The 20,378-nt window shown below is 64.1% G+C and carries 13 protein-coding genes and 1 tRNA gene; 7 read left to right on the top strand and 7 right to left on the bottom strand.

What is annotated here, in order from left to right; genetic code table 11:
- Positions 1 to 46: 46 nt before the first annotated feature.
- The 3 genes from RTCK_RS12655 to RTCK_RS12645 all read right to left on the bottom strand — a co-directional run bounded on the left by RTCK_RS12655 (position 47) and on the right by RTCK_RS12645 (position 6,929).
- Positions 47 to 4,537 (bottom strand): translocation/assembly module TamB domain-containing protein, encoded by a 4,491-nt coding sequence (locus RTCK_RS12655; protein ID WP_185928004.1) that lies wholly within the window; start codon positions 4,535 to 4,537, stop codon positions 47 to 49.
- 37 nt (positions 4,538 to 4,574) lie between these two features.
- Complete coding sequence (locus RTCK_RS12650; RefSeq protein WP_408004541.1) at positions 4,575 to 6,500, bottom strand: autotransporter assembly complex protein TamA; 1,926 nt, start codon at positions 6,498 to 6,500, stop codon at positions 4,575 to 4,577.
- A gap of 165 nt (positions 6,501 to 6,665) precedes the next feature.
- Positions 6,666 to 6,929, bottom strand: a complete 264-nt coding sequence (locus tag RTCK_RS12645) for a YMGG-like glycine zipper-containing protein (protein WP_142522696.1) — start codon at positions 6,927 to 6,929, stop codon at positions 6,666 to 6,668.
- 285 nt (positions 6,930 to 7,214) lie between these two features.
- On the opposite strand from RTCK_RS12645, the gene RTCK_RS12640 reads away from it, so the two are divergent.
- From RTCK_RS12640 to hemA, 4 genes are all read left to right on the top strand, one after another.
- Complete coding sequence (locus RTCK_RS12640) at positions 7,215 to 7,703, top strand: (2Fe-2S)-binding protein (RefSeq protein ID WP_142522697.1); 489 nt, start codon at positions 7,215 to 7,217, stop codon at positions 7,701 to 7,703.
- 101 nt (positions 7,704 to 7,804) lie between these two features.
- Positions 7,805 to 10,153 carry a xanthine dehydrogenase family protein molybdopterin-binding subunit gene (locus RTCK_RS12635; protein ID WP_142593042.1) on the top strand — a complete coding sequence of 783 codons (2,349 nt, stop codon included), beginning with the start codon at positions 7,805 to 7,807 and terminating at the stop codon, positions 10,151 to 10,153.
- 12 nt (positions 10,154 to 10,165) lie between these two features.
- The gene (locus RTCK_RS12630) at positions 10,166 to 10,963 is read left to right on the top strand and encodes an FAD binding domain-containing protein (protein ID WP_142593041.1); all 798 of its coding nucleotides are present in this window, start codon (positions 10,166 to 10,168) and stop codon (positions 10,961 to 10,963) included.
- Positions 10,964 to 11,154: 191 nt separating this feature from the next.
- Positions 11,155 to 12,369 (top strand): 5-aminolevulinate synthase, encoded by a 1,215-nt coding sequence (hemA, locus tag RTCK_RS12625; protein ID WP_142593040.1) that lies wholly within the window; start codon positions 11,155 to 11,157, stop codon positions 12,367 to 12,369.
- A 32-nt stretch (positions 12,370 to 12,401) separates the two neighbouring features.
- On the opposite strand, the gene dxr is transcribed toward hemA, so the two are convergent.
- The gene (gene dxr / locus RTCK_RS12620; RefSeq protein ID WP_142593039.1) at positions 12,402 to 13,595 is read right to left on the bottom strand and encodes a 1-deoxy-D-xylulose-5-phosphate reductoisomerase; all 1,194 of its coding nucleotides are present in this window, start codon (positions 13,593 to 13,595) and stop codon (positions 12,402 to 12,404) included.
- A 133-nt stretch (positions 13,596 to 13,728) separates the two neighbouring features.
- On the opposite strand from dxr, the gene RTCK_RS12615 reads away from it, so the two are divergent.
- The 3 genes from RTCK_RS12615 (at position 13,729) to RTCK_RS12605 (ending at position 17,076) form a co-directional block, all read left to right on the top strand.
- Positions 13,729 to 14,946: an FAD-dependent oxidoreductase gene (locus tag RTCK_RS12615; RefSeq protein ID WP_142593038.1), complete on the top strand. Its 1,218-nt coding sequence runs from the start codon at positions 13,729 to 13,731 to the stop codon at positions 14,944 to 14,946.
- Between the two features lie 186 nt (positions 14,947 to 15,132).
- Positions 15,133 to 16,233, top strand: a complete 1,101-nt coding sequence (locus RTCK_RS21025) for a methyl-accepting chemotaxis protein (RefSeq protein ID WP_142593037.1) — start codon at positions 15,133 to 15,135, stop codon at positions 16,231 to 16,233.
- A 135-nt stretch (positions 16,234 to 16,368) separates the two neighbouring features.
- Positions 16,369 to 17,076 (top strand): fumarylacetoacetate hydrolase family protein, encoded by a 708-nt coding sequence (locus RTCK_RS12605; RefSeq protein WP_142593036.1) that lies wholly within the window; start codon positions 16,369 to 16,371, stop codon positions 17,074 to 17,076.
- 28 nt (positions 17,077 to 17,104) lie between these two features.
- Here the strand turns inward: RTCK_RS12605 and RTCK_RS12600 are convergent, their stop codons facing one another.
- From RTCK_RS12600 to RTCK_RS12590, 3 genes are all read right to left on the bottom strand, one after another.
- The gene (locus RTCK_RS12600) at positions 17,105 to 18,889 is read right to left on the bottom strand and encodes a gamma-glutamyltransferase family protein (RefSeq protein WP_142593035.1); all 1,785 of its coding nucleotides are present in this window, start codon (positions 18,887 to 18,889) and stop codon (positions 17,105 to 17,107) included.
- Between the two features lie 128 nt (positions 18,890 to 19,017).
- Positions 19,018 to 19,094 (bottom strand) — tRNA-Arg (locus tag RTCK_RS12595).
- Between the two features lie 82 nt (positions 19,095 to 19,176).
- Entirely contained in the window at positions 19,177 to 20,340 is a 1,164-nt protein-coding gene (locus tag RTCK_RS12590) for a M20 aminoacylase family protein (RefSeq protein WP_142593034.1), read from the bottom strand.
- Positions 20,341 to 20,378: the final 38 nt, after the last annotated feature.

The raw sequence follows: 20,378 nt of genomic DNA, 5'->3' as shown, positions 1-20,378 counted from the left end.
CTCCCGAGGCGGACGCTTCGGGAGAAACGGCGCTGCATCGGCTCACTCAGTATTCACGCTCGTAGAAAATGCCTGCGGTTCCGCCTTCGGTACCGGCACCCGCCTTGAGCTTAACCCCGCGCCCGACATCGAGGTTGATGGTCGCCCGCGCCCCTTCTGCGCCGCCCTGCTCGAGTTGCAGATAGGTGCGGTTGTTCAGATAGCGGCCGACGGAGACCGTGGTCTGGCCGGTGTCGTCCGTGTTGATGTCGAGGTCGTCCACGCCGAGATTGCTGCGCAGCGTCTCCAGAAGCGACGTCGAGCCGCCGCCCGCCAGCTGTCCGACGGCATCGGCAAGCTGCGCGATCTGCAGCGGCGAAAGGCGCGACATCGACTGGCCGAAGATCAGCCGAGCCAGGACCTCGTCCTGCGGCAGCGCGGGCGAGGACGAGAAGGAGATGTCCGGGTCGTTGGCGACGCCGGTGACGTTCACGGTAATGGTGGTCTGCGCCGAGGTGGTGGTTGCCTCGAGATCGAGGACCGGTATCAGGCCGCCGCCGAAGGTTATCTCGCCCGACGTGAAGTCCAGCCGCTTGGTCAGGATGACGATGCGGCCGCGGCGCATCTCGAAACCGCCGGAGACCTGTGGTGCGACCGCTGTGCCGGCGATTGCGAGCTCTCCACCCAGTTCGGCGTCGATGCCGCGTCCGCGGACGAAGATCCCGGTGGGTGCGCTGACCTGGATGTCCAGCGCCAGCGGCCTCGATGCGCCGGACGCCTGTTCCGGCGCCAGTTTCCTCATCTGGCGGACCACTTCCGGCGGAGGGTTTCGGTGCCGGATTTCGATCTCGGTCAGGGAGGCTGGCAGCCTTGCGGGTACGGTGATGGCTGCCTCGGACAGCGTCAGGCGCCCGCCGAGCACAGGTCCGGCCGTCAAAGGTCCGGTGACGGTCAGCTCTCCGCTTGCCGTGGCGGTGAAAAGCGTGCCGTCGACATAGGTGGCGTCGGCTAGAGTGATGGAGAGGTTTGCCGGAAAGCCGGAGCCCGGAACGATCCCGACCGTGCCGGTTGCCGAGATGCGGCCACCGGTCGAGAGGTTGCCCGAAAGGCTGGAGATGTTCGCTTCGGTGCCGGTGAAACTGATGCTCGCCGCCAGTTCCTGGATCGCCAGGTTCCGCTGAACGTCGATCAGGCGGGCGCCGGCGGTGGAGGCCGATCCGGTAATCAAGGGTGCAGCCGCAGTGCCGCCGATGGCGAGGTCGACGGTGCCCGTTCCTTCCAGCACGAAACCCTGGTCGGCGAGCTGCCCCGCCAAAATGGCGAAGGGGATCTGCCCGTCGAAGCTCAGATCCAGGGCCCTGTCCCCCTCGAGCGAGACGGTGCCGCCGCCGGACAGGGACAGGCTGCTCTGTCCCGAAAGGCTCGTTTCGATGGTGACCGCATTGTCGCGATATTCCCCGCTTGCCCGTACCTGCAGGCTGGAGAGGCCGGCGGATGTCGTCTGCGAAAGGGCGGCGTCGGCCCATGTCAGGTCGTAGCGGACGGCAGGGTCCTGAGGGGTGCCGGCGGCAGTCACCGTGCCCGTGATGGTGCCGCGGGCTCCGAGGCCGGGAACGAAGGCATTGGCGAGGCTGGCGGGAACTGAATTGGCGCTTGCATCGAGATCGAGCGCGGGAGGCCCGCTCTCGTTCAGGATCACCCGTCCAGTGGCGCTGACATCCAGGCCGTCCGACCCCGACAGCCGGGTGCTCTCCAGCGCGAGGACCCGGTCGGAAAAGGAGCCCGCCGCCTGCAGCCGCATTGGCCCGAGCCCGGCTTGCCGGGTCTGCTGGAGCTGTGCCTCCGACCATTCGAGGTCATAGCGTACGGAGGGGGCTGAGAGAGACCCCTCCGCCTCTATGGTTCCCGAGATGGAGCCGGCGGCGTTCAAGGCCGGCACGAAGGCGTTGATGAGGTTGGCGGGCAGGGATTCTATTTCGGCCCGCAGGTCGAGCGCATTGCCGGCCGTGCCCGTGACCCGAATACGTCCGTTACCGGTGCTGACGGTCAGATCCGACAGGCGCACATTGCCATTCTCCACGGTGATGGTCGTGGGCGCTGCGAGCCGAACAGGGATGCCGCGCGGTTCGGCCGTGAAGCTCTCAAGCTCGACAGCGACGTTCTCGCCTGTCCGAACCGTCGCCACTCCCGCCAGCGGCGCGTCGTCGTAACGGGCGTCGAGATCGAGCCGGGTCCCATCCTGTTGATGGGAGAACCGGAGGTTCAGTGCTTCGACCGCATTGGCCTCGGTTCCCAGGCGGCTGGCGCGAATGCTGCCATTTGCGGCGAGCGCCTTGAGGTCCGGCACGGTAACGTCGATCAGCGGCTCGGCGACGACGACGGAGCCGCTGGCGACCTGACTGCCCGATGCCTTGACGACGGCCGAGGTGCGGCCGCCATCGTTGCTGAACACGAGGGAGCCTTTCAGGTCTCCTGAGGCTTGCTGTGCGGCGAGGGCAGCAAGCAGGGAGACATCGGGAAACTCGAACTCGATATTTCCCGCAGGCATGAACTCCGGCGAGAAGCTGAGTGCTCCGCGCAGGCGGTTGGGGCCGACTTCGCCCTCGATTTCCGGGACAGACGTGCGCCCTCCTTCGGAGACGAGGCTAGCATTGATCCGAAGCGGCTGCCCCTCGATCGATCCAACCGCATTCACCCTACCCGACGGCGAGCGGGGATTGGCCACGCCTTCGGCGTCGAGGCGCAGATCCTGCACGGCCTTGCCTGCAAGCTTGAGTTCCGCGGCATTGACGATGGCCTTGACGGCCAGCGCTTCAAGCGGACCGTCGGCAGAGACGTCGAAACCGGCTGCCCCTTCGGCATTGGCCATCCAGCGACGAAGATCGAGGATCCGGCCCGCAAGGCGTCCCGTTGCCTGTCCTTCAGCCAGCGTCGCGCTGCCGTGCGCTTCGACCGTGCTGGACTTGAGCACGAGGTTCTCTGCCTTGAGGCGTCCCTCTCCCGACCGTTCCACATAGCCTTCTGCCAGAATCGTCTTGTCGAAGCGGGAGGCATAGGCCGGCGGCAGCGCCTCCGGCGTTGCCGTCACCCGGAAGTTTCCGCTGAGGTCCTGGGTGGAGGTATCGTAGGCGCCGCTCACGGTTCCGCTGATGCGGGCGCTGTCGAGCGTTGCCGCATCCAGGCCTATCGCCGGCATGTCGAGGCGAAGAGGGGCGTCCAGGGTAATCGGCGCCTGCAGGGCGCGGTCCAGATCCTCGTTGGCGAAGTCGGTCTGGCCGATGGTGAGGCGCGAACCAATGCTGCCCGACCTCTGTACAAGATTCAGATCCTCGCTCTCGGCTTGGATCCTGATCTGGCCGAAGCGGCCTTGCGCAAGTTCGGCGGATGAAAGAGCTGCCGTCGCGTTGAAACGCGCAGACCGGGCGGCGCCGGTGAGCGTGAAGTTGACGGTATCGATGGTGAACCGGCTATCGTGGCCGGAAATAGGCCACACGACCGCCACCGGGCCATTGGTGCCGTTCAGGCTTGCCGTGAGGCTGTTGTCACCAACAGGATCCCAGACGCCGGATGCGACAAGATTGACGGCGTCGGAGACGATCCTGCTGTTGTCGATCGAGATGCGTCCGTTCGGGCTGATGTTGGCGGCGATGTCGATCTCGGTCGAGCCCTCGAAGAGCGGCCGGAACGACGGCGGCATCAGCGCCGCGACCTGGCCGCCGCCCTTGGCCGTGATGCTACGGCTGCCGTCGGGCAGCATCTGATGGCGTCCGTCCACCGCAACGACGGGTGTCCCCGCCACGCTTCCCGCCAGCTTCCCGCTCCAGTCCGACAGCGGACCCGCGCCGTCGAGTGCGATGTCGACGGCCGGCGCTCCCGGCAAGCGAAGCAGCCGTGCAAGCAGTCCGCCCTGGGGCTCGGTCACGGATGCCTTCACCGAAAGGCGGTTTTCGGCCGGTGCATAAAGGATGTCCGCGACGGCGCGGGCATCCGGCTCATCCTTGCGCGATGCGTGGAGATCGAGCCGGATATTCGGACCCGTCGCATCGACCGAGCCTTTCAGCGCCAGCGAAAATGGACGGCCGGTAAGGGCGGGAGCAAGCGCGATGTCCGGCATGTCGATCTGGGCTACACGGATGCCCACCGGAAGCGAGAAACCGGATGACCGCCCGGTGTTTTCCTGCTGCTCGGGCAGCGCGGAAGGAAGCGGCGCGCGCAGCACGTTGACATCGTCGACGGTGATGCTTTCCGCCCGGAACACGCCGCGCAGGAGGGCGGAAGGGGACCAATCGATCCGCAGGCCTTGAATTTCGGCATATGTTCCCCTCTCGTCCGAAAGCGTCAGCGCGTCGATGTGAAGGTCGCCGCTCAGCAGACCCTGCGGAGGAGAGAGGTTTATCTGTCGTTCGGGCGTGGAGATGATGGAGGAAACCCGCTGGGCGGCGATCTGCCCGCCGACGGGCGTCAGCCCTACGAAAAGCAGGACGCCCAAGGCCATGACGAGAAGGATCGCCACCGCGGCAAGCGCGATCTTTGCGATCCATTTCAGAAGGCGAACCATTCCCATCAAGCCCCTAATTGATCACCCTGCGGCTCACCTAGAACGATTGCCCGATACCCGCATAGATGCCGTAGTCGCTGCCGCCATCATACTTCTGCAGTGGTACCGCAACATCCAGGCGCAGTGGTCCGAATGGCGTTGCGTAACGAATTCCAATCCCCGCGCCTGCCCGTATATCGGAGAAATCAGGCACGATTTCGGTTGAGACGGTCCCGACGTCGATAAAGGGGACGATCCCGATATTGTCCGTCAGCTTCGTTCTCACCTCGAAGGAGGCGACGACGTAAGACCGGCCGCCGAGCGCCTCGTCGGCTTCATTGTAGGGCGAGATTTCCCGGAAGGAATAGCCGCGAACGGAACCGCCGCCACCGGCGAAGAAACGTCGGGTGACGGGAATGTTCTCAAGCTCGTCCGCGCCTATCAGTGTACCGGCGGACAGCCGGCCGGCCAGGACGATATTGTCCTCCGCTCCGAGGCCGAGATAACCCGACAGGGAGCCCTCGAAGGAGGAGAAGACGCTTCCGTGGAAGAATTCGTAGGAAGGCTTGGCGCCGAGCGTCGCCCAATAGCCTTCCGTCGGATCGAGCTTGTTGTCGCGAGCATCCCTCTCGAAGGAGACCGGGACCGCGAAGGTCAGATAGTCGTTCTCTCCAAAAGCGTCGTCGGCGCGGATATAGGCGATTTCGCCGCCTGCCTTGAGTGTGTCGGTCTCGTTGAGTTCATAGGAGAAGCCGGCGGAGCCGATGACGGTCTGCGCCTCGTATATGTCGTCCGGCGTTTCGCTCTTGGCTTCGAGGCGTGACTCGAAGGTCGCCTCCGGCACCGGAAAGCCGGGCTTCGTAAAGACGATGCCGGCCGAATAGTCGAAGGTGGTCACGTCGGTCGTCGCGCCGATGCCGGATACCTTGCCTTCTATGCGCAGCGATTCCGCCTCCCCGAAGAGATTGCGGTGGCCCCAATAGCCCTGCACCCCGGCGCCATCGAGGGACGAGTATTCGGCGCCGAAGCCGAAATAGCGGTGTTTGCCTTCGGACACTTCTATCGTCAGCGGCAGCGTACCGTTCGGCGCCAGCGCCTCTGCTTCGCGGATGGTGATGCTTGAAAACACTCCGAGTTCCCGCAGGCGTTCGGAAGCCTTCTGCAGTTGCTCGGGGGAATAGCGGCCGCCCTTGTCGAGCCGCGAATAGCGGCGGATGAAATCCGCCTCCACGGTTCGCGAGCCCTTCACCGTCACCGCCCCGAAATCGGCTTCCGGACCGCTGATCGCACCCATCACCACGTCGACGGTTCGGGTCCGGTGATCTGCGGTCACCTGGCGTTCCGTCAGTCGGGCGAGCGGGCGGCCTTCCGCCTTGACATCGCGAAGGAGTTGCTCGCTCGCCTTCAGGATGAGCCGGGAGCCGGCTGCGCCGCCCGGGATGAGGTCATAGTCGGCGGGATCGCGGCCGGCGGCATCGCCGTCGAAGCGAACCGAACCCAGTGCGAAGACCGGGCCGGGCACGACGGTGACCGTCACCGGTACCGGCTGCGAGTGATCGAAGGTCGGATTGGGCGGAAGGGCGTCGAGATCGGTCCCTTGTATCGTGATATGGACGGTGCCGCCGTACCGGGCTTCCTCGTAGAGAACGGCAACGAGCCGGTCCCGGTCCTCGCGCGCCTTGATGACGATCCCGAGGTCGCCCGATACCGGCTGCTCCTCGTCGTTGACGAGTGACGCGGCGTTCTCCAGGCGCTTGGCGAGATCCTTGTCCGCCGCTCCCGTATCGAGCGTTGCGTCGTATCGTACGGGGTTGATGACCTCGACGGTCTCCTCTTCCGACCCGAAAAGGTTGAGGCCGAAGAGCTTCAAGGCATGGGCCTGCGGGACCCAGGCAAGGCTGAGCGCAAGGGCAAAGACCGCGATCCTCGTCGCATGCGGGCCTGAGCGGATACCTGCTGACTCTTCTACTCGTCCACGCCTGATCACTGTCGGTTCGTCGCCTGTCTCACGTCCACCCTTCGCCCGCCCGGCCTTGCCTATTTAGCGGCAAATGGCGGAGACGAATACCTTTTTTGATACTTCAGAGATCAGTCATAAAAGAAAAGCCCTGGAGCGTGCTCCAGGGCCACATCAGGCAGGCGCCTTTTTTCAGTAGCGGCGCGGGCAATCGTCGATATAGCGACGGCCATAGCGGTCGCGGTAGTAGCACTGGCCGGGCTGTTCGGCGACCGAGCCGATCAGGGCGCCCGAGACACCGCCGATGGCGGCACCCACTGCAGCCCCTCTAACGTTTCCGGTCGCCAGTCCGCCGATGACGGCCCCGGTGCCGGCGCCGATTGCCGTCCCCTGTTCGGTCTGCGTGCAGCTTGCCAGCGTCAGGCCGGCCAGCAGAAGTACAAGCGCTTTCTTCATGGGTTTCTCTCCACACTCTCGAACATGTTGAATGGCTGGCGGCCACGCCTTCGCCCATGGCTTTCCGGACAGCGCATCAGACGAAACAATAGATCGGCCGGCGCCGATGTCCAGATAATATGACCGAAATCATCGGGCTTGGGAATTGACAAGCATCAGGCCAGGAGCGCCCGGCCCGGCAGTGATCAGAAAAAAGCTTTCGGGGGGTCGCTCTAGAGGTTGATCGGGCGGGTAAAAAGGAAAATGATGCGTGACGTGTCTGGAGGAGACACGAGGAGGAGCACTATGGCAAAAGTGACACTGACGGTGAACGGCCGTACGGTGAGCGGTGACTGTGACGACCGCATGCTGCTGGTTCATTTCATACGCGAGAAACTGGGACTGACCGGGACGCATGTCGGATGCGACACGACGCAGTGCGGCGCCTGCGTGGTCCATATGGATGGCAGGTCGGTAAAGAGCTGTTCCATCCTCGCCGTGCAGGCGGCGGGCTCCACCGTCACGACCATCGAAGGTCTTTCGTCCCAGGGAGAGCTTCATCCCGTCCAGGCCGCCTTCAAGGAGCATCACGGCCTGCAGTGTGGCTTCTGCACACCCGGCATGGTGATGACGGCGGTGGATATGATCAACCGCCATGGCGGCAAGCTCGATGAGAATACCGTACGCCACGAGCTCGAAGGCAACATCTGTCGGTGCACCGGCTATCACAACATCGTCAAGGCGGTGCTGTCGGCGAATGCCGAGATGCATACCGGCCGACAGGCCGCCGAATAAGAGGCGAATGCAAGGAGCGACAGCCAGCCGCTCCGCGGCCGGTCCTCGATCTTCTACCATTCGCCAATTCCGCTGTTCGCTCATTTCTGGAGGAGATGAAAATGGGTGTTGAAGGAATCGGTGCACGCGTCACCCGCAAGGAAGACAAGCGCTTTCTGACCGGCAAGGGGCGCTACACCGACGATATGTCGGTGCCGGGCATGAAGTATGCCTATTTCGTCAGAAGCCCCTATGCGCATGCCAGGATCCGCGGCATTGACGTCGCTGCTGCGAAGGCGATGCCCGGGGTTATCGATGTGCTCGACGGCAAGCAGTTGCAGGCCGATGGTATCGGCAACCTGATCTGCGGTTGGATGATCCATTCCAAGGATGGCTCTCCGATGAAGATGGGCGCCTGGCGGCCGCTGGCGCACGAGACCGTCCGCTATGTCGGCGATGCCGTCGCAATCGTCGTCGCCGATTCCTCGGCCGAAGCTCGTGATGCAGCCGAAGCTGTCGTGGTCGATTACGAGGAACTGCCGGCGGTGACGGAGGCGGTCGCGGCACTGGAGGAAGGCGCGCCGCAGATTCATCCGGAAGCGCCGGGCAACCTGATCTTCGACTGGGAGATCGGCGACGGACAGGCGACGGACCGGGCGATTGCTTCGGCAGCGCATGTCACCGAGATCGAGATTCACAACAACCGGCTGTCGCCGAACCCGATGGAGCCACGCGCGACGCTCGGCATCTATGATTCCGCCGAAGACCACTACACCTGCTACACGACGAGCCAGAATCCGCATGTGGCGCGCCTGGTGATGAGCGCCTTCTACAATGTCGCGCCGGAAAACAAGCTACGGGTGATCGCACCGGATGTCGGCGGCGGCTTCGGCTCGAAGATCTACATCTACCCCGAGGAGATTGTCTGCCTCTGGGCGTCGAAGAGGACCGGAGTGCCGGTGAAGTGGACGTCGGACCGGACGGAAGCCTTCCTCACCGACGCGCATGGCCGCGACCATGTCTCAAAGGTCAAGATGGCGTTCGACGCGGAGCACCGCATTATCGGGCTGAAGGTCGACACGATCGCCAATCTCGGCGCCTACATGTCGCTCTTTTCCTCCGCAGTGCCGACCTATCTCTACGCGACCCTGCTCTCCGGGCAGTACGCCATCCCCGCAATCCACGCCAATGTGCGTACCGTCTATACCAACACGGTGCCGGTGGATGCCTATCGCGGCGCCGGGCGTCCCGAGGCGACCTATCTCCTGGAGCGGACGATGGAGACGGCGGCCCGGGAACTCGGCATCTCGCCGGCAGAACTGCGGCGCAGGAACTTCATCAGGAGTTTCCCCTACCAGACGCCGGTGATCATGAACTATGACGCGGGTGATTACGAAGCCTCGCTCAACGCCGCCATGCAGGCGGCCGACTGGGACGGCTTTTCGGCGCGGCGCGCGGAAGCGGAAGCGCGGGGGAAGCGGCGCGGCATCGGCATGAGCTGCTATATCGAAGCCTGCGGCATTGCTCCGTCGGCCGCTGTCGGCTCGCTGGGCGCGGGCGTCGGCCTGTGGGAATCGGCGGAGGTGCGGGTCAATGCGGTCGGCACGATCGAGGTGCTGACCGGCTCGCACAGCCACGGCCAAGGGCATGAGACGACCTTCGCGCAACTGGTGGCGGATCGCCTCGGCGTCCCGATCGACAGTGTCAACATCGTCCACGGAGATACCGACAAGGTGCAGATGGGCATGGGCACCTACGGTTCCCGTTCGGGTGCCGTAGGCATGTCGGCCGTCGTCAAGGCGCTCGACAAGGTCGAGGCCAAGGCGAAGAAGATCGCAGCCCACCTGATGGAAGCCGATGAGAGCGATATCGTCGTTGAGAACGGCGAGCTGAAGGTAGCCGGTACGGACAAGACCGTGCCCTGGTTCCAGGTGGCGCTCGCAGCCTATACCGCCCATAACCTGCCGCCCGGCCTGGAGCCGGGGCTGAAGGAGAGCGCCTTCTACGACCCTGCCAACTTCACCTTCCCGGCCGGCTGCTACATCGCAGAGGTCGAGGTGGATCCGGAGACCGGCAAGACCGAGATCGTCCAGTTCGTCGCGGCCGACGACTTCGGCAACATCATCAATCCGCTGATCGTCGAAGGGCAGGTGCATGGAGGGCTGGCGCAGGGGATCGGCCAGGCGCTGCTGGAGGAGGTCCGCTACGACCGCGAATCCGGTCAGCTCCTGACGGCGAGCTACATGGACTATGCCATGCCGCGCGCCGACGACCTGCCGTCGTTCAAGCTGTCGCACCAGAATACGCCGTGCCCGAGCAACCCGCTCGGCATCAAGGGGTGCGGCGAGGCCGGCGCGATCGGCTCGCCGCCCGCACTCATCAACGCCATCACCGATGCCATCGGCAACAACCGCCTTGCCATGCCCGCCACGCCCATGAAGGTGTGGCAGGCATTGCAGGCAGCTCACTGAGGAGGACCGGCCATGTACGAAACGAGCTATCACCGTGCCTCCTCGGTCGAGGATGCCGTCAGGCTCAAGGGCGAGCATGGGGAGGGGCGCTACCTGTCGGGCGGCATGACCCTGATCGCGACGATGAAGCAGCGCCTCGCGGCCCCGAGCGACCTGATCGACCTGAGGCACATTCCCGACCTCAAGGGTATCTCGCTGGAAGGGCGCAATGTGCGGATCGGTGCCGGGACGCCGCATGCGGACGTGGCGTCGTCCTCCATGCTCCGCGCCCTCTGCCCCGCCATCTGCGACCTCGCCGGCATGATCGGCGATCCTCATGTCCGGCACATGGGGACGATCGGCGGCTCGATCGCGAACAACGATCCCGCCGCCGATTATCCGGCGGCCATGCTCGCTCTCGGTGCCACCATCATCACCGACCGCCGCTGGATGGCGGCCGATGATTTCTTCCTGGGCCTGTTCGAGACGGCACTGGAGGACGGAGAAATGGTCACCGCTGTAAGCTTCGAGGCACCGGAGAAGGCAGGCTATGCCAAGTTCGCCAATCCCGCCTCGCGCTACGCCCTTACAGGGGTGTTCGTGGCGAAACGGGCGGACGGGGTGCGTGTGGCTGTGACGGGAGCAGGCGCCAACGGCGTCTTCCGCCATGCCGGCATGGAGGCGGCTCTCGCTTCGAACTGGTCTCCGGAAGCGGTTGCCGGCGCTGTGGTGGATCCCGGCGACATGCTTTCCGACATGCATGCTAGCAGCGACTACCGGGCGAATCTCGTAAGGGTGATGGCGAAGCGGGCGGTCGTGGCTGCGGGATGACTGGAAAAAGGTGGAAGGTTTCCCGTTCCTGCTTGATATGAATCAAGTTCTGTTGGCGCCGGGCGGGTTACCTCTCACCTTGGAATCGTTCGAAACGAAGTCCAATTTGCCGCAGTCTGGATTAATTCCAATCTGCGGGGTTGACGAAATGCGGACGAGAAACCAAAACCAGTCAGGTTCTGGAGTGTGACATGGATTTCGAGGCATTTTTCAAGAGCGAACTGGACAGTCTTCATCAGGAAGGCCGTTACCGGGTGTTCGCCGATCTCGAACGGCATCGCGGCAGCTTCCCGCGCGCCACGCGTCACACGCCGGAAGGCCCGAAGGAAGTTACCGTCTGGTGCTCCAACGACTATCTCGGGATGGGCCAGCATCCGGCGGTGATCGCCGCCATGCATGAAGCGATCGATCACTGTGGCGCGGGTGCGGGAGGCACCCGGAATATCTCTGGCACCACCCACTACCATGTTCTTCTCGAGCAGGAACTTGCCGATCTGCACGGCAAGGAAGCGGCGCTCGTCTTCACCTCCGGCTATATCTCGAACTGGGCGACGCTCGGCACCCTTGGCCAAAAGATCCCCGGCCTCATCATCTTCTCGGATGCGCTGAACCATGCGTCGATGATCGAAGGCATCCGCTACGGCAAGTGCGAGCGGGTGATCTGGAAGCACAACGACCTGAACGACCTCGAGGCGAAGCTGGCGGCTGCCGATCCCAACGCGCCCAAACTGATCGCCTTCGAATCGGTCTACTCCATGGATGGCGATATCGCGCCGATCAAGGAGATCTGCGATCTTGCCGACAAGTACGGCGCCATGACCTATCTGGACGAGGTCCACGCGGTCGGCATGTATGGTCCGCGCGGCGGCGGCATTGCCGAACGCGAAGGCCTGATGGACCGACTGACGATCATCGAGGGCACGCTCGGCAAGGCCTTCGGCGTGATGGGCGGCTATATCGCGGCGTCCGCCGCGCTCTGTGATTTCATCCGCTCCTTCGCTTCGGGCTTCATCTTCACGACGGCCCTGCCGCCGACTCTGGCCGCCGGTGCCATCGCTTCGATCCGCCACCTCAAGGCAAGCCCGTTCGAGCGCATCCGTCACCAGGACCGGGTGAAGAAGCTGCGCTCGCTGCTCGATGCACGCGGCATCCCGCACATGCACAACCCGAGCCATATCGTGCCGATCATGGTAGGCGATGCGGCCAAGTGCAAATGGATTTCGGACATCCTGCTCGACTCGTTCGACATCTACGTGCAGCCGATCAACTACCCGACGGTGCCGCGCAAGACCGAGCGCCTGCGCATCACCCCGACGCCGCTTCATTCCGATGGAGACCTGGAGCGTCTCGTGGATGGGGTGCACCAGCTGTGGTCGCGCTGCGCGCTCGCCCGCGCGGTGGCCTGAGCCAGAGAAAAGACTTCCAAAGAAATGGCCGCTTATGCGGCCATTTCTTTTCGCGCGATGATGCCTGCGGCCCTTCGCCGGGCCTCGGCATCGGCTTCGAAGACATCTTCGATGGCGGTGGCAGCTGGGTGCGAGGCCATGGCCTCCATGACTTCCTCTGCGACGTCGGCCATGGCGAGGAAGCCGATACGCCCGGCGCAGAAGGCATCGAAGGCGATTTCCTCGGCGGCATTCATTACCGCACCCTGGACGCCGCCGCGCGCAAGCGCCGTGCGCGCCAGCCGGAGCGCGGGAAAACGCACCTCGTCCGGCGCCTCGAAATCCAGCCGGGCCAGTTTCGCGAAGTCGAGCCGCTCGACGTTCAGCCTCGGGCGGTCCGGATAGGTGAGCGCATAGCCAATGGCCGTGCGCATGTCCGGCGAGCCGAGCTGCGCCAGAACCGAGCCATCCGCATAGCCGACCATGGAATGGATGATCGACTGCGGGTGGACGATAACCTCGATCTGCTCGGGCTTCAGATCGAAGAGGTGCTTCGCCTCGATCATTTCCAGCGCCTTGTTGAACATGGAGGCGCTGCCGATGGAGATCTTGAGGCCCATGGACCAGTTGGGATGCGCCTTTGCGACCTCCACCGTGACATCGGCCATCTGCTCCTGCGACCATGTGCGGAAGGGGCCTCCGGATGCGGTGAGCACGATACGCTCCACCGCATGATGCTGGTCGTCCTCCAGCGACTGGAAGATCGCGCTGTGCTCGCTGTCGACGGGGATCAGTCGGCCGCCGCCTTCCTTCACGGCGTGAACGAAGAGGTTGCCGGCGGAGACGAGGCATTCCTTGTTGGCCAGAGCGATGTCGGCACCACGCGCTGCGGCCGCAAGCGTCGGAGCGAGGCCGGCGGTGCCGACGATCGCCGCCATCACCCAGCCGGCCTCCGCGGACGCGGCTTCGACGAGGGCTTGGCGGCCGGCCGCCGCTTCTATTCCCGTTCCGGCCAATGCTTCCTTCAGGGCCGCGTAGTTCGCTTCGTCCGCGGTGACAGCGATCCGTGCGCCGAACTCCCGTGCCTGCCTGGCCAGAAGTCCGATATTGCTGTTGCCGGTGATCGCCATCAGATCGAAGGTATCCCTGCCTCCCAACTGAGCGATTACGTCCAGCGTGTTCACTCCAATGGAGCCCGTGGAGCCGAGAATGGATATGCTGCGTCGCGCGCCGGAGCCGCCTGCCATGAATTCTCATCCGTTTCTGCAGTCGCAGACCGTCTACAGGCGAATGTTGCGGCTCACAAGCTTTCACTTACATTGAAGGATCTTCCGGCCAAGCCTATCTCCGATCGGCCACCCATATCGAGGAACTGCTGTCATGGATCATCCAGCGGAGCTGACAACCGGCTGCGTCATCGCGGGCGCCGGGCCGGCGGGACTGATGCTCGGCTTCCTGCTTGCGCGCGCAGGGGTCGATGTGGTGGTCGTCGAAAAGCACCAGGACTTCCTCCGGGACTTTCGCGGCGATACCATCCATCCCTCGACGATGGAGGTGATGCACGAACTGGGGCTGATCGAGGAGTTCCTGGATTTGCCGCATACGAAGGCCATGAAACTGACCGCGGAAATGGGCGGGCGCAATGTCACGATCGCGAACTTCTCGCGGCTTCCCGTCCGCAACCGCTTCATCGCCTTCATGCCCCAGTGGGATTTCCTGAACTTCCTGTCGCGGAAGGCGAGGGAGTACCCGAATTTCCGGCTGATCATGCCGGCAAAGGTCGTGGACCTCGTGGAGGATGGCGGGCGGGTCGGGGGAATCCGGGTCGAGACTTCGGAAGGTATGCACACGATCCTCTCGCAACTCGTCATCGGCGCAGACGGCCGGAACTCGATTGTGCGGGAAAAGGGAAGGCTTGAGGTGGAGAGCCTCGGCGTTCCGAGCGAGGTGCTCTGGATGAAGCTCAGCCGGCAGGCCGAAGACCCGAGCGAAGTGATGGGGCATGCCGGCCCGCGCCAGGGGCTGGTGCTGATCGACGGGGGCGATTACTGGCAATGCGGCTATGTCGTGCGCAGGGGTACGTTCGCCGACATCAGGGCCGCCGGGCTGGAGGCCTTCCGAAGGGCTGTGAGCGATATCTCGCCGCTGCCGGCTGGTCGCATGAACGAGGTGAAGAGCTTCGATGACGTCAGCCTTCTCACGGTGCGTATCGACCGCTTGAAGCGTTGGTGGAAGCCGGGGCTTCTGTGCATCGGGGATGCTGCCCATGCCATGTCTCCGATCGGCGGCGTCGGCGTCAACCTGGCGATCCAGGACGCGGTGGCTGCAGCCAATATCCTCTCGCGCCCGCTGCGGGAGGGACAGTTGACCGGTGCCGATCTAGCCGCCGTCGAGAAGCGCCGCACCTTCCCCACCAAGGCGACGCAGAAGCTGCAGGTGATGATGCGCAGCAGCCGCCGCAAGGACCAGGAGGATGCGGAGAGACGGAGAGGTCCGCCGGCCTTCATCCGCGGCATCGCCCGCTGGCCGGTGCTGGCACATCTGGCCGGTCGGCTGATCGGCATGGGTTTCCGCATGGAGCATGTGCGGCCCCGCTGACGAGGCAGTGACTATCGGCAGCTATGGGATCTTGCCTCAGATGATCCGCTGTCCCTATGGCTTTTGCCTGCCGGTGCAGGAATCGATGCATAACGTAAAATTAAGCCTAATACCGCAAGTATCGCCAAATACTTCTGACGCCTGAGGGCGGTTCCATTTCGACTTTTTATTATTGGCAAGGCGCTGATGCTGGCACAGAGAAGAGAAGATCATCAGACTGCTGCAACGCCCAGGACGATGAAGATCGTGACCGAGGGAATCGGCAGCGAACTTGAACGTTTCAGCAGTGACAATGCCAGTGTCGTGAAGCAGATCCGGCTTCTGGCGATCAACGCCCTGATCGAGGCGGCCAGGGCTGGAGAGATGGGCAAGGGGTTCGCCGTCGTGGCCAACGAGGTGCAGCGCCTGGCGCAGACCGCGACCGAGATCGCGGAAAAATTCGAAAGCAGGGTCCTCGGCCGGCTCGGCCTCGGCCGCAGCATGGCGGAGTCGTTGGTTACCGAAATGGAGGGCGTCCGCCTTACCGATCTTGCACAGACGCTGGTCCAGTTGATCGTCCGCAATCTCTTCGAACGTACGGCCGATGTGCGCTGGTGGGCAACCGATTCGGCTCTGTGGCAGGCGCTGTCCTGTGATGATGCCGCGGCGAGGGCGTTCGCATCGGAAAGGCTCGGCGTCATCAATCGCTTCTATACCGTCTATCTCGATCTGGTGCTGACCGATCTGGAGGGACGCATCATTGCTTCCGCCAATCCTGCCTTTCAAAAGAAGATCGTCGGATCCTCGCTCGCAACGGAGCCGTGGTTCGTGGAGGCCAGACGTTGTCGGTCGGGCGACGACTACATCGTCGATGACGTCAAGCCCAGCCGCCTGCACGAAGGCCGCAACGCCCTGGTCTATGCCACCGGCGTCCGCGATGGCGGAAAGCTCGATGGGGAGCTATTGGGAACCCTCGGTGTATACTTCGACTGGCAGGCCCAGGGTCAGGCGATCGTCGAAAAGGAAGCCAACCTGCCCCCGCAGGTGGCGGAGAAGACCACCATCATGCTTCTCGACGGAAGCAGCAAGGTGATCGCCGCGACCAATCCCTCGCTTCTCTTTACGCATTTCGCCTTGCAGAAGAAGGTCGGGCAGGACAAGGGCAGCTACTACGACCGCAACGGCGCCATCGTCGCCTTCGCCAAAACGCTTGGATATGAGGATTACGACGGCCTCGGCTGGCATGGCGTGGTCGTGCAGGAGACAGAAAGCGACGAGACGATCCGCGCCGCGCTCCACTTGCGATAGCCCGCTGTGGCTGCCGATACCGTGGCGGCATTCGCCGCATGGGGCGCCCCTGAAGCGCCACGCTGCCTCGACGCCACCGGGGAGATGTGGCAAGGGCTGAAGCTCCTTTCCCTGATGATCCGCGGGAGCGCCCCCATGAACGACACGTCCCATCTGAAAACCTATGTCTTCGAGCCGGCGGCGGTGCCGACATTGGCCGTTGCCGGAAGCGAAGCGCTGTTCCCGATCCACCGCATCTATTGCGTCGGGCGCAACTTCGCCGACCACGCCATCGAGATGGGCCACGACCCGAACAGGGAGCCGCCGTTCTTCTTCCAGAAAAACCCCGATACCATCGTTCCGGCCGGAGAGGATTTCCCCTATCCGGGCGAATCCCGGGACGTGCATCATGAGGTGGAGCTGGTCGTGGCGCTTCACCGAGGCGGCACGAACATCCCTCCCGAACATGCGTTGGATTGCGTCTTCGGCTATGCCGTCGGCCTCGACATGACGCGGCGCGACCTGCAGGCAGAGGCCAAGAAAGCCGGCCGGCCTTGGGAAACGGCCAAGGCGTTCGAAGCATCGGCACCGTGCGGCCCCCTGCATCCGGTATCGGCTGTGGGGCATCCGGACCATGGCGCGATCTGGCTGAAGGTCAACGGCGAGACCCGCCAGAGCGGCGACCTGAACCAGATGATCTGGAAGGTGCCGGAGATGATTTCCTACCTGTCGCGCCTGTTCGAGTTGAAGGCCGGGGACCTGATCTTTGCCGGCACGCCGGCCGGCGTCGGCGAGGTCGTGCGCGGTGACGAGATGGTCGCACGGGTGGAAAGCCTCGGCGAGGTGCGGTTCAAGGTGGCATAGGCGCGGTGGCCGCGGTGGGCGTAGGACGTCATCTTCCCGCGGCGTAAGCCTGCATCAGGCGTGGTGTCGCTGCCGCACGCAGCAGGCCATCGGCGTCGCGCCGCGCGGCGGTGAGGCGCCCCACGGTCCACGGATCCGCCGCCGTCACCTTGTGGCCGCGGCGCCTGAGTTCCTCCAGGACGTCCGCGCCGATATTGCTCTCCACCATGATCTCGCCCGGCGAACTCGTGCGCGGGTAGAAGGAGCCCGGAAAGTGCGACGTATGGAAGAGCGGCAGGTCGATCGCCGCCTGCAGGTTCTTCCGGTGATGGACGTAGCGGAGGAAGAAAGGCAACTGCCACTGGTCCTGCTGATCGCCGCCGGGCGTGCCGAAGGCCAGCGTGGGCCTCCCCTCGTGAAGCGCAATCGACGGCGTCAGCGTCGTGCGCGGGCGCTTGCCGGGCGCCAGCGATGTCGGCAGCCCCGGCTTCAGCCAGAACATCTGGGCGCGCGAGTTGAGGGCAAAGCCGAGGCCCGGCACGACCGGCGAAGACTGCAGCCAGCCGCCGGACGGTGTCGTCGAGACCATGTTGCCCCAACGGTCGATCACGTCGATATGCACCGTATCTCCGCGCTTCTCGGATAGATGCGCCATGGTGGGCTCGTAGACGGCCCCCTTGCCGCTCATTTCACGGAGCATGGCGAGCGTCAGGTCGTGCTGCTGTTCATAGCCTGCAACCTGGCCGGGACGCAGGTCGTGGGATGCCTCCCTTCCGATCAGCCTGCGCCGCTCATCATTATACCCGTCAGACAGCAGGTGCTCCGTCGGAACCTGGGAAAAATCCGGATCGCCGTAATAGACCTCCCGGTCGGCGAAGGCGAGTTTCATCGCTTCCACCACGGTGTGGACGAAATCCGGGCCGGCAGGATCCATGGCGGCGATGTCAAAGCCCTTCAGGAGGGCCAGAGATTGCAGGAGCACGGGGCCCTGCCCCCAAGCCTGGGTCTTGGCGATCGTCCAGTCATGATAGTCGTAGGTCTGCGGGGTTTCGACGGATGCGCGCCAGCCCGCCATGTCCTCGCCCGTCAACACGCCCTTGTGGCGGGTCCCGCTCGCGTCCATGACCTCCGCCTGCCGCAGGTAGGAGTCGATCGCCTCGGCCACGAAACCCCGGTAGAAGGCATCGCGGGCGGCTTCCACCTGGTTCTCGCGGCCCTCCTTCGCCTCGGCCTCGGCGATCACCCGCCGCCACGTCTGCGCCAGAACCGGGTTCCTGAAGTTGGACAGCGGCTCCGGCGGGGCTCCGCCTGGCATCCAAGTAGAATAGGACGTGGGCCACTCTTCCTCAAAGAAGCGCGCCAGCCCCTTGATGGTATTGCAGACGCGTTCCAGCACGGGGTGGCCGTTCTCCGCATAGAAGATCGCCGGCTCCAGGACGTCGCGCACGCCCATGGTGCCGTAGTCGCGCAGCATCAGCATCCATCCGTCGAAGGCTCCCGGAATGACGGTGGCGAGCAGGCCATTACCCGGTATCAGCTTCAACCCCTCGGCGGTATAATGTTCGATGGTCGCCCCGGCCGGGGCCGGCCCCTGCGCGCAGATGACTTCGACCTTGTCCTTCTGCCTGGAGTAGATCACTGCGGGCATATCGCCGCCGGGACCGCAGAGATGGGGTTCCACCACCTGCAGCACGAAGCCGGCCGCCACCGCCGCATCGAACGCGTTGCCACCCTTTTCGAGGATGCTCATGCCGACCGCGGAAGCGATCCAGTGCGTCGAGGTGAACACGCCGAACGTGCCGAGGATTTCCGGGCGGGTGGTAAAGTCACTCATATTCGCACTCCCTCGCGACCCATGCCTTGATCTCTCCCATTGAATAGACGTCGTGGAGGACTGTGGCTAGTTCGGTGGAAATGGCGAATGAAGCGAGTTGTCGCGACAAGGGCTAAAAATAGGAAGGTTGGTGATCCCGACGCGATTCGAACGCGTGACCCCCAGATTAGGAATCTGGTGCTCTATCCTGCTGAGCTACGGGACCATTGGAATGCATCCATACAAAAGGAGCCCTTCGAAGCCAAGCCCTTTCCTTCGAGAGCCGCCCGAGGCCGGCGACGGGCCTTCTAGTCGCCGAGCCGCTGCTCGGCGAGACGCACCCAATAGGAAATCCCGTAGGCGAGCGCCTCGTCGCTGAAGTCATAGGCTGGATTGTGCAGGGGAGCGCTGTCTCCGTTGCCGATGAAGATGAAGGCGCCTGGGCGGCTTTTCAGCATATAGGCGAAATCTTCGCCCGCCATGGAGGGCTCGACATCCGTCATGAGATTGCCGGGGCCGGCCACCTCGGCGGCCGCCGCGACGGCGTGTCCGGTCTCCCGGTCGTGGTTGACGGTGACCGGGCAGCTGCGCTCATAGGCGATCTCGGCGGTCGTGTCGTGCGCAAGCGCGATACCGTTGACGATCTGGCGAATACGCTGCTCGGCGAGATCGCGAACCACTTCGTCGAGACTGCGGACCGTCCCCCCGAGTTCCGCTGCGTCGGGAATGATATTGTGCGTCGTGCCCGCCTCGAAACGGGTGACCGAGACCACCACGGATGCGAGCGGATCTGCGTTCCGCGCCGCGATCGTCTGGAGCGCTCCGACGATCTGGGAGCCGATCAGGATGGGGTCGATCGTACGGTGGGGCTGCGCCGCATGGCCGCCGCGCCCCCTGACCGTGATGGTGAACTTGTCCGGTGCCGCCATGATGGCGCCGGGGCGGATCGCGAACCGGCCGATCGGAATTCCGGGCATGTTGTGCATGCCGTAGACCTCCTCGATTCCGAAGCGTTCCATGAGCCCGTCCTGGATCATGGCAAGCGCGCCGGCTCCGCCCTCCTCGGCGGGCTGAAAGACGACGGCCACTGTGCCATTGAAGTTGCGGGTCTCGGCGAGATGCTTTGCCGCGCCGAGGAGCATTGCGGTATGCCCGTCATGCCCGCATGCATGCATCCGGCCCGCGACGCGGGAGCTCCAGGCCCGACCGGTCATTTCCTCGAGCGGCAAGGCATCCATGTCGGCGCGCAAACCGATGACGCGCCCGCCGGGTCCGCGCCCGCGGATGATGCCGACGACGCCGGTGCCGCCGATGCCAGTTGCGATCTCGTCTGCGCCGAACTCCTTCAGCCGCGCCTCGACGAAGGCTGCGGTGTCGTGGACGTCGTAAAGAAGCTCGGGATTCTGGTGCAGGTGGCGACGCCACTCGGTCGCTTCCGTCTGAAGCTCGGCGGCTCGATTGATGATCGGCATGCGTTCTCCCGGGCTTGCTTTACAAGATCGTGACTGGC

The organism is Pseudorhizobium endolithicum (assembly GCF_902153245.2).
Classification (GTDB): Bacteria; Pseudomonadota; Alphaproteobacteria; order Rhizobiales; family Rhizobiaceae; genus Neorhizobium; species Neorhizobium endolithicum.
The sequence above is the reverse complement of the archived record's forward strand: the minus strand, read 5'-3'. Positions and strand labels throughout refer to the sequence as shown.

Coding starts and splice junctions, on each gene's coding strand:
- RTCK_RS12630 (WP_142593041.1), top strand. CDS start 10,166: ATGTACGAAACGAGCTATCACCGTGCCTCCTCGGTCGAGGATGCCGTC.
- dxr (WP_142593039.1), bottom strand. CDS start 13,595: ATGGCAGGCGGCTCCGGCGCGCGACGCAGCATATCCATTCTCGGCTCC.
- RTCK_RS12645 (WP_142522696.1), bottom strand. CDS start 6,929: ATGAAGAAAGCGCTTGTACTTCTGCTGGCCGGCCTGACGCTGGCAAGC.
- RTCK_RS12600 (WP_142593035.1), bottom strand. CDS start 18,889: ATGAGTGACTTTACCACCCGCCCGGAAATCCTCGGCACGTTCGGCGTG.
- RTCK_RS12615 (WP_142593038.1), top strand. CDS start 13,729: ATGGATCATCCAGCGGAGCTGACAACCGGCTGCGTCATCGCGGGCGCC.
- RTCK_RS12605 (WP_142593036.1), top strand. CDS start 16,369: ATGAACGACACGTCCCATCTGAAAACCTATGTCTTCGAGCCGGCGGCG.
- RTCK_RS12590 (WP_142593034.1), bottom strand. CDS start 20,340: ATGCCGATCATCAATCGAGCCGCCGAGCTTCAGACGGAAGCGACCGAG.
- hemA (WP_142593040.1), top strand. CDS start 11,155: ATGGATTTCGAGGCATTTTTCAAGAGCGAACTGGACAGTCTTCATCAG.
- RTCK_RS21025 (WP_142593037.1), top strand. CDS start 15,133: ATGCTGGCACAGAGAAGAGAAGATCATCAGACTGCTGCAACGCCCAGG.
- RTCK_RS12655 (WP_185928004.1), bottom strand. CDS start 4,537: ATGGTTCGCCTTCTGAAATGGATCGCAAAGATCGCGCTTGCCGCGGTG.
- RTCK_RS12640 (WP_142522697.1), top strand. CDS start 7,215: ATGGCAAAAGTGACACTGACGGTGAACGGCCGTACGGTGAGCGGTGAC.
- RTCK_RS12635 (WP_142593042.1), top strand. CDS start 7,805: ATGGGTGTTGAAGGAATCGGTGCACGCGTCACCCGCAAGGAAGACAAG.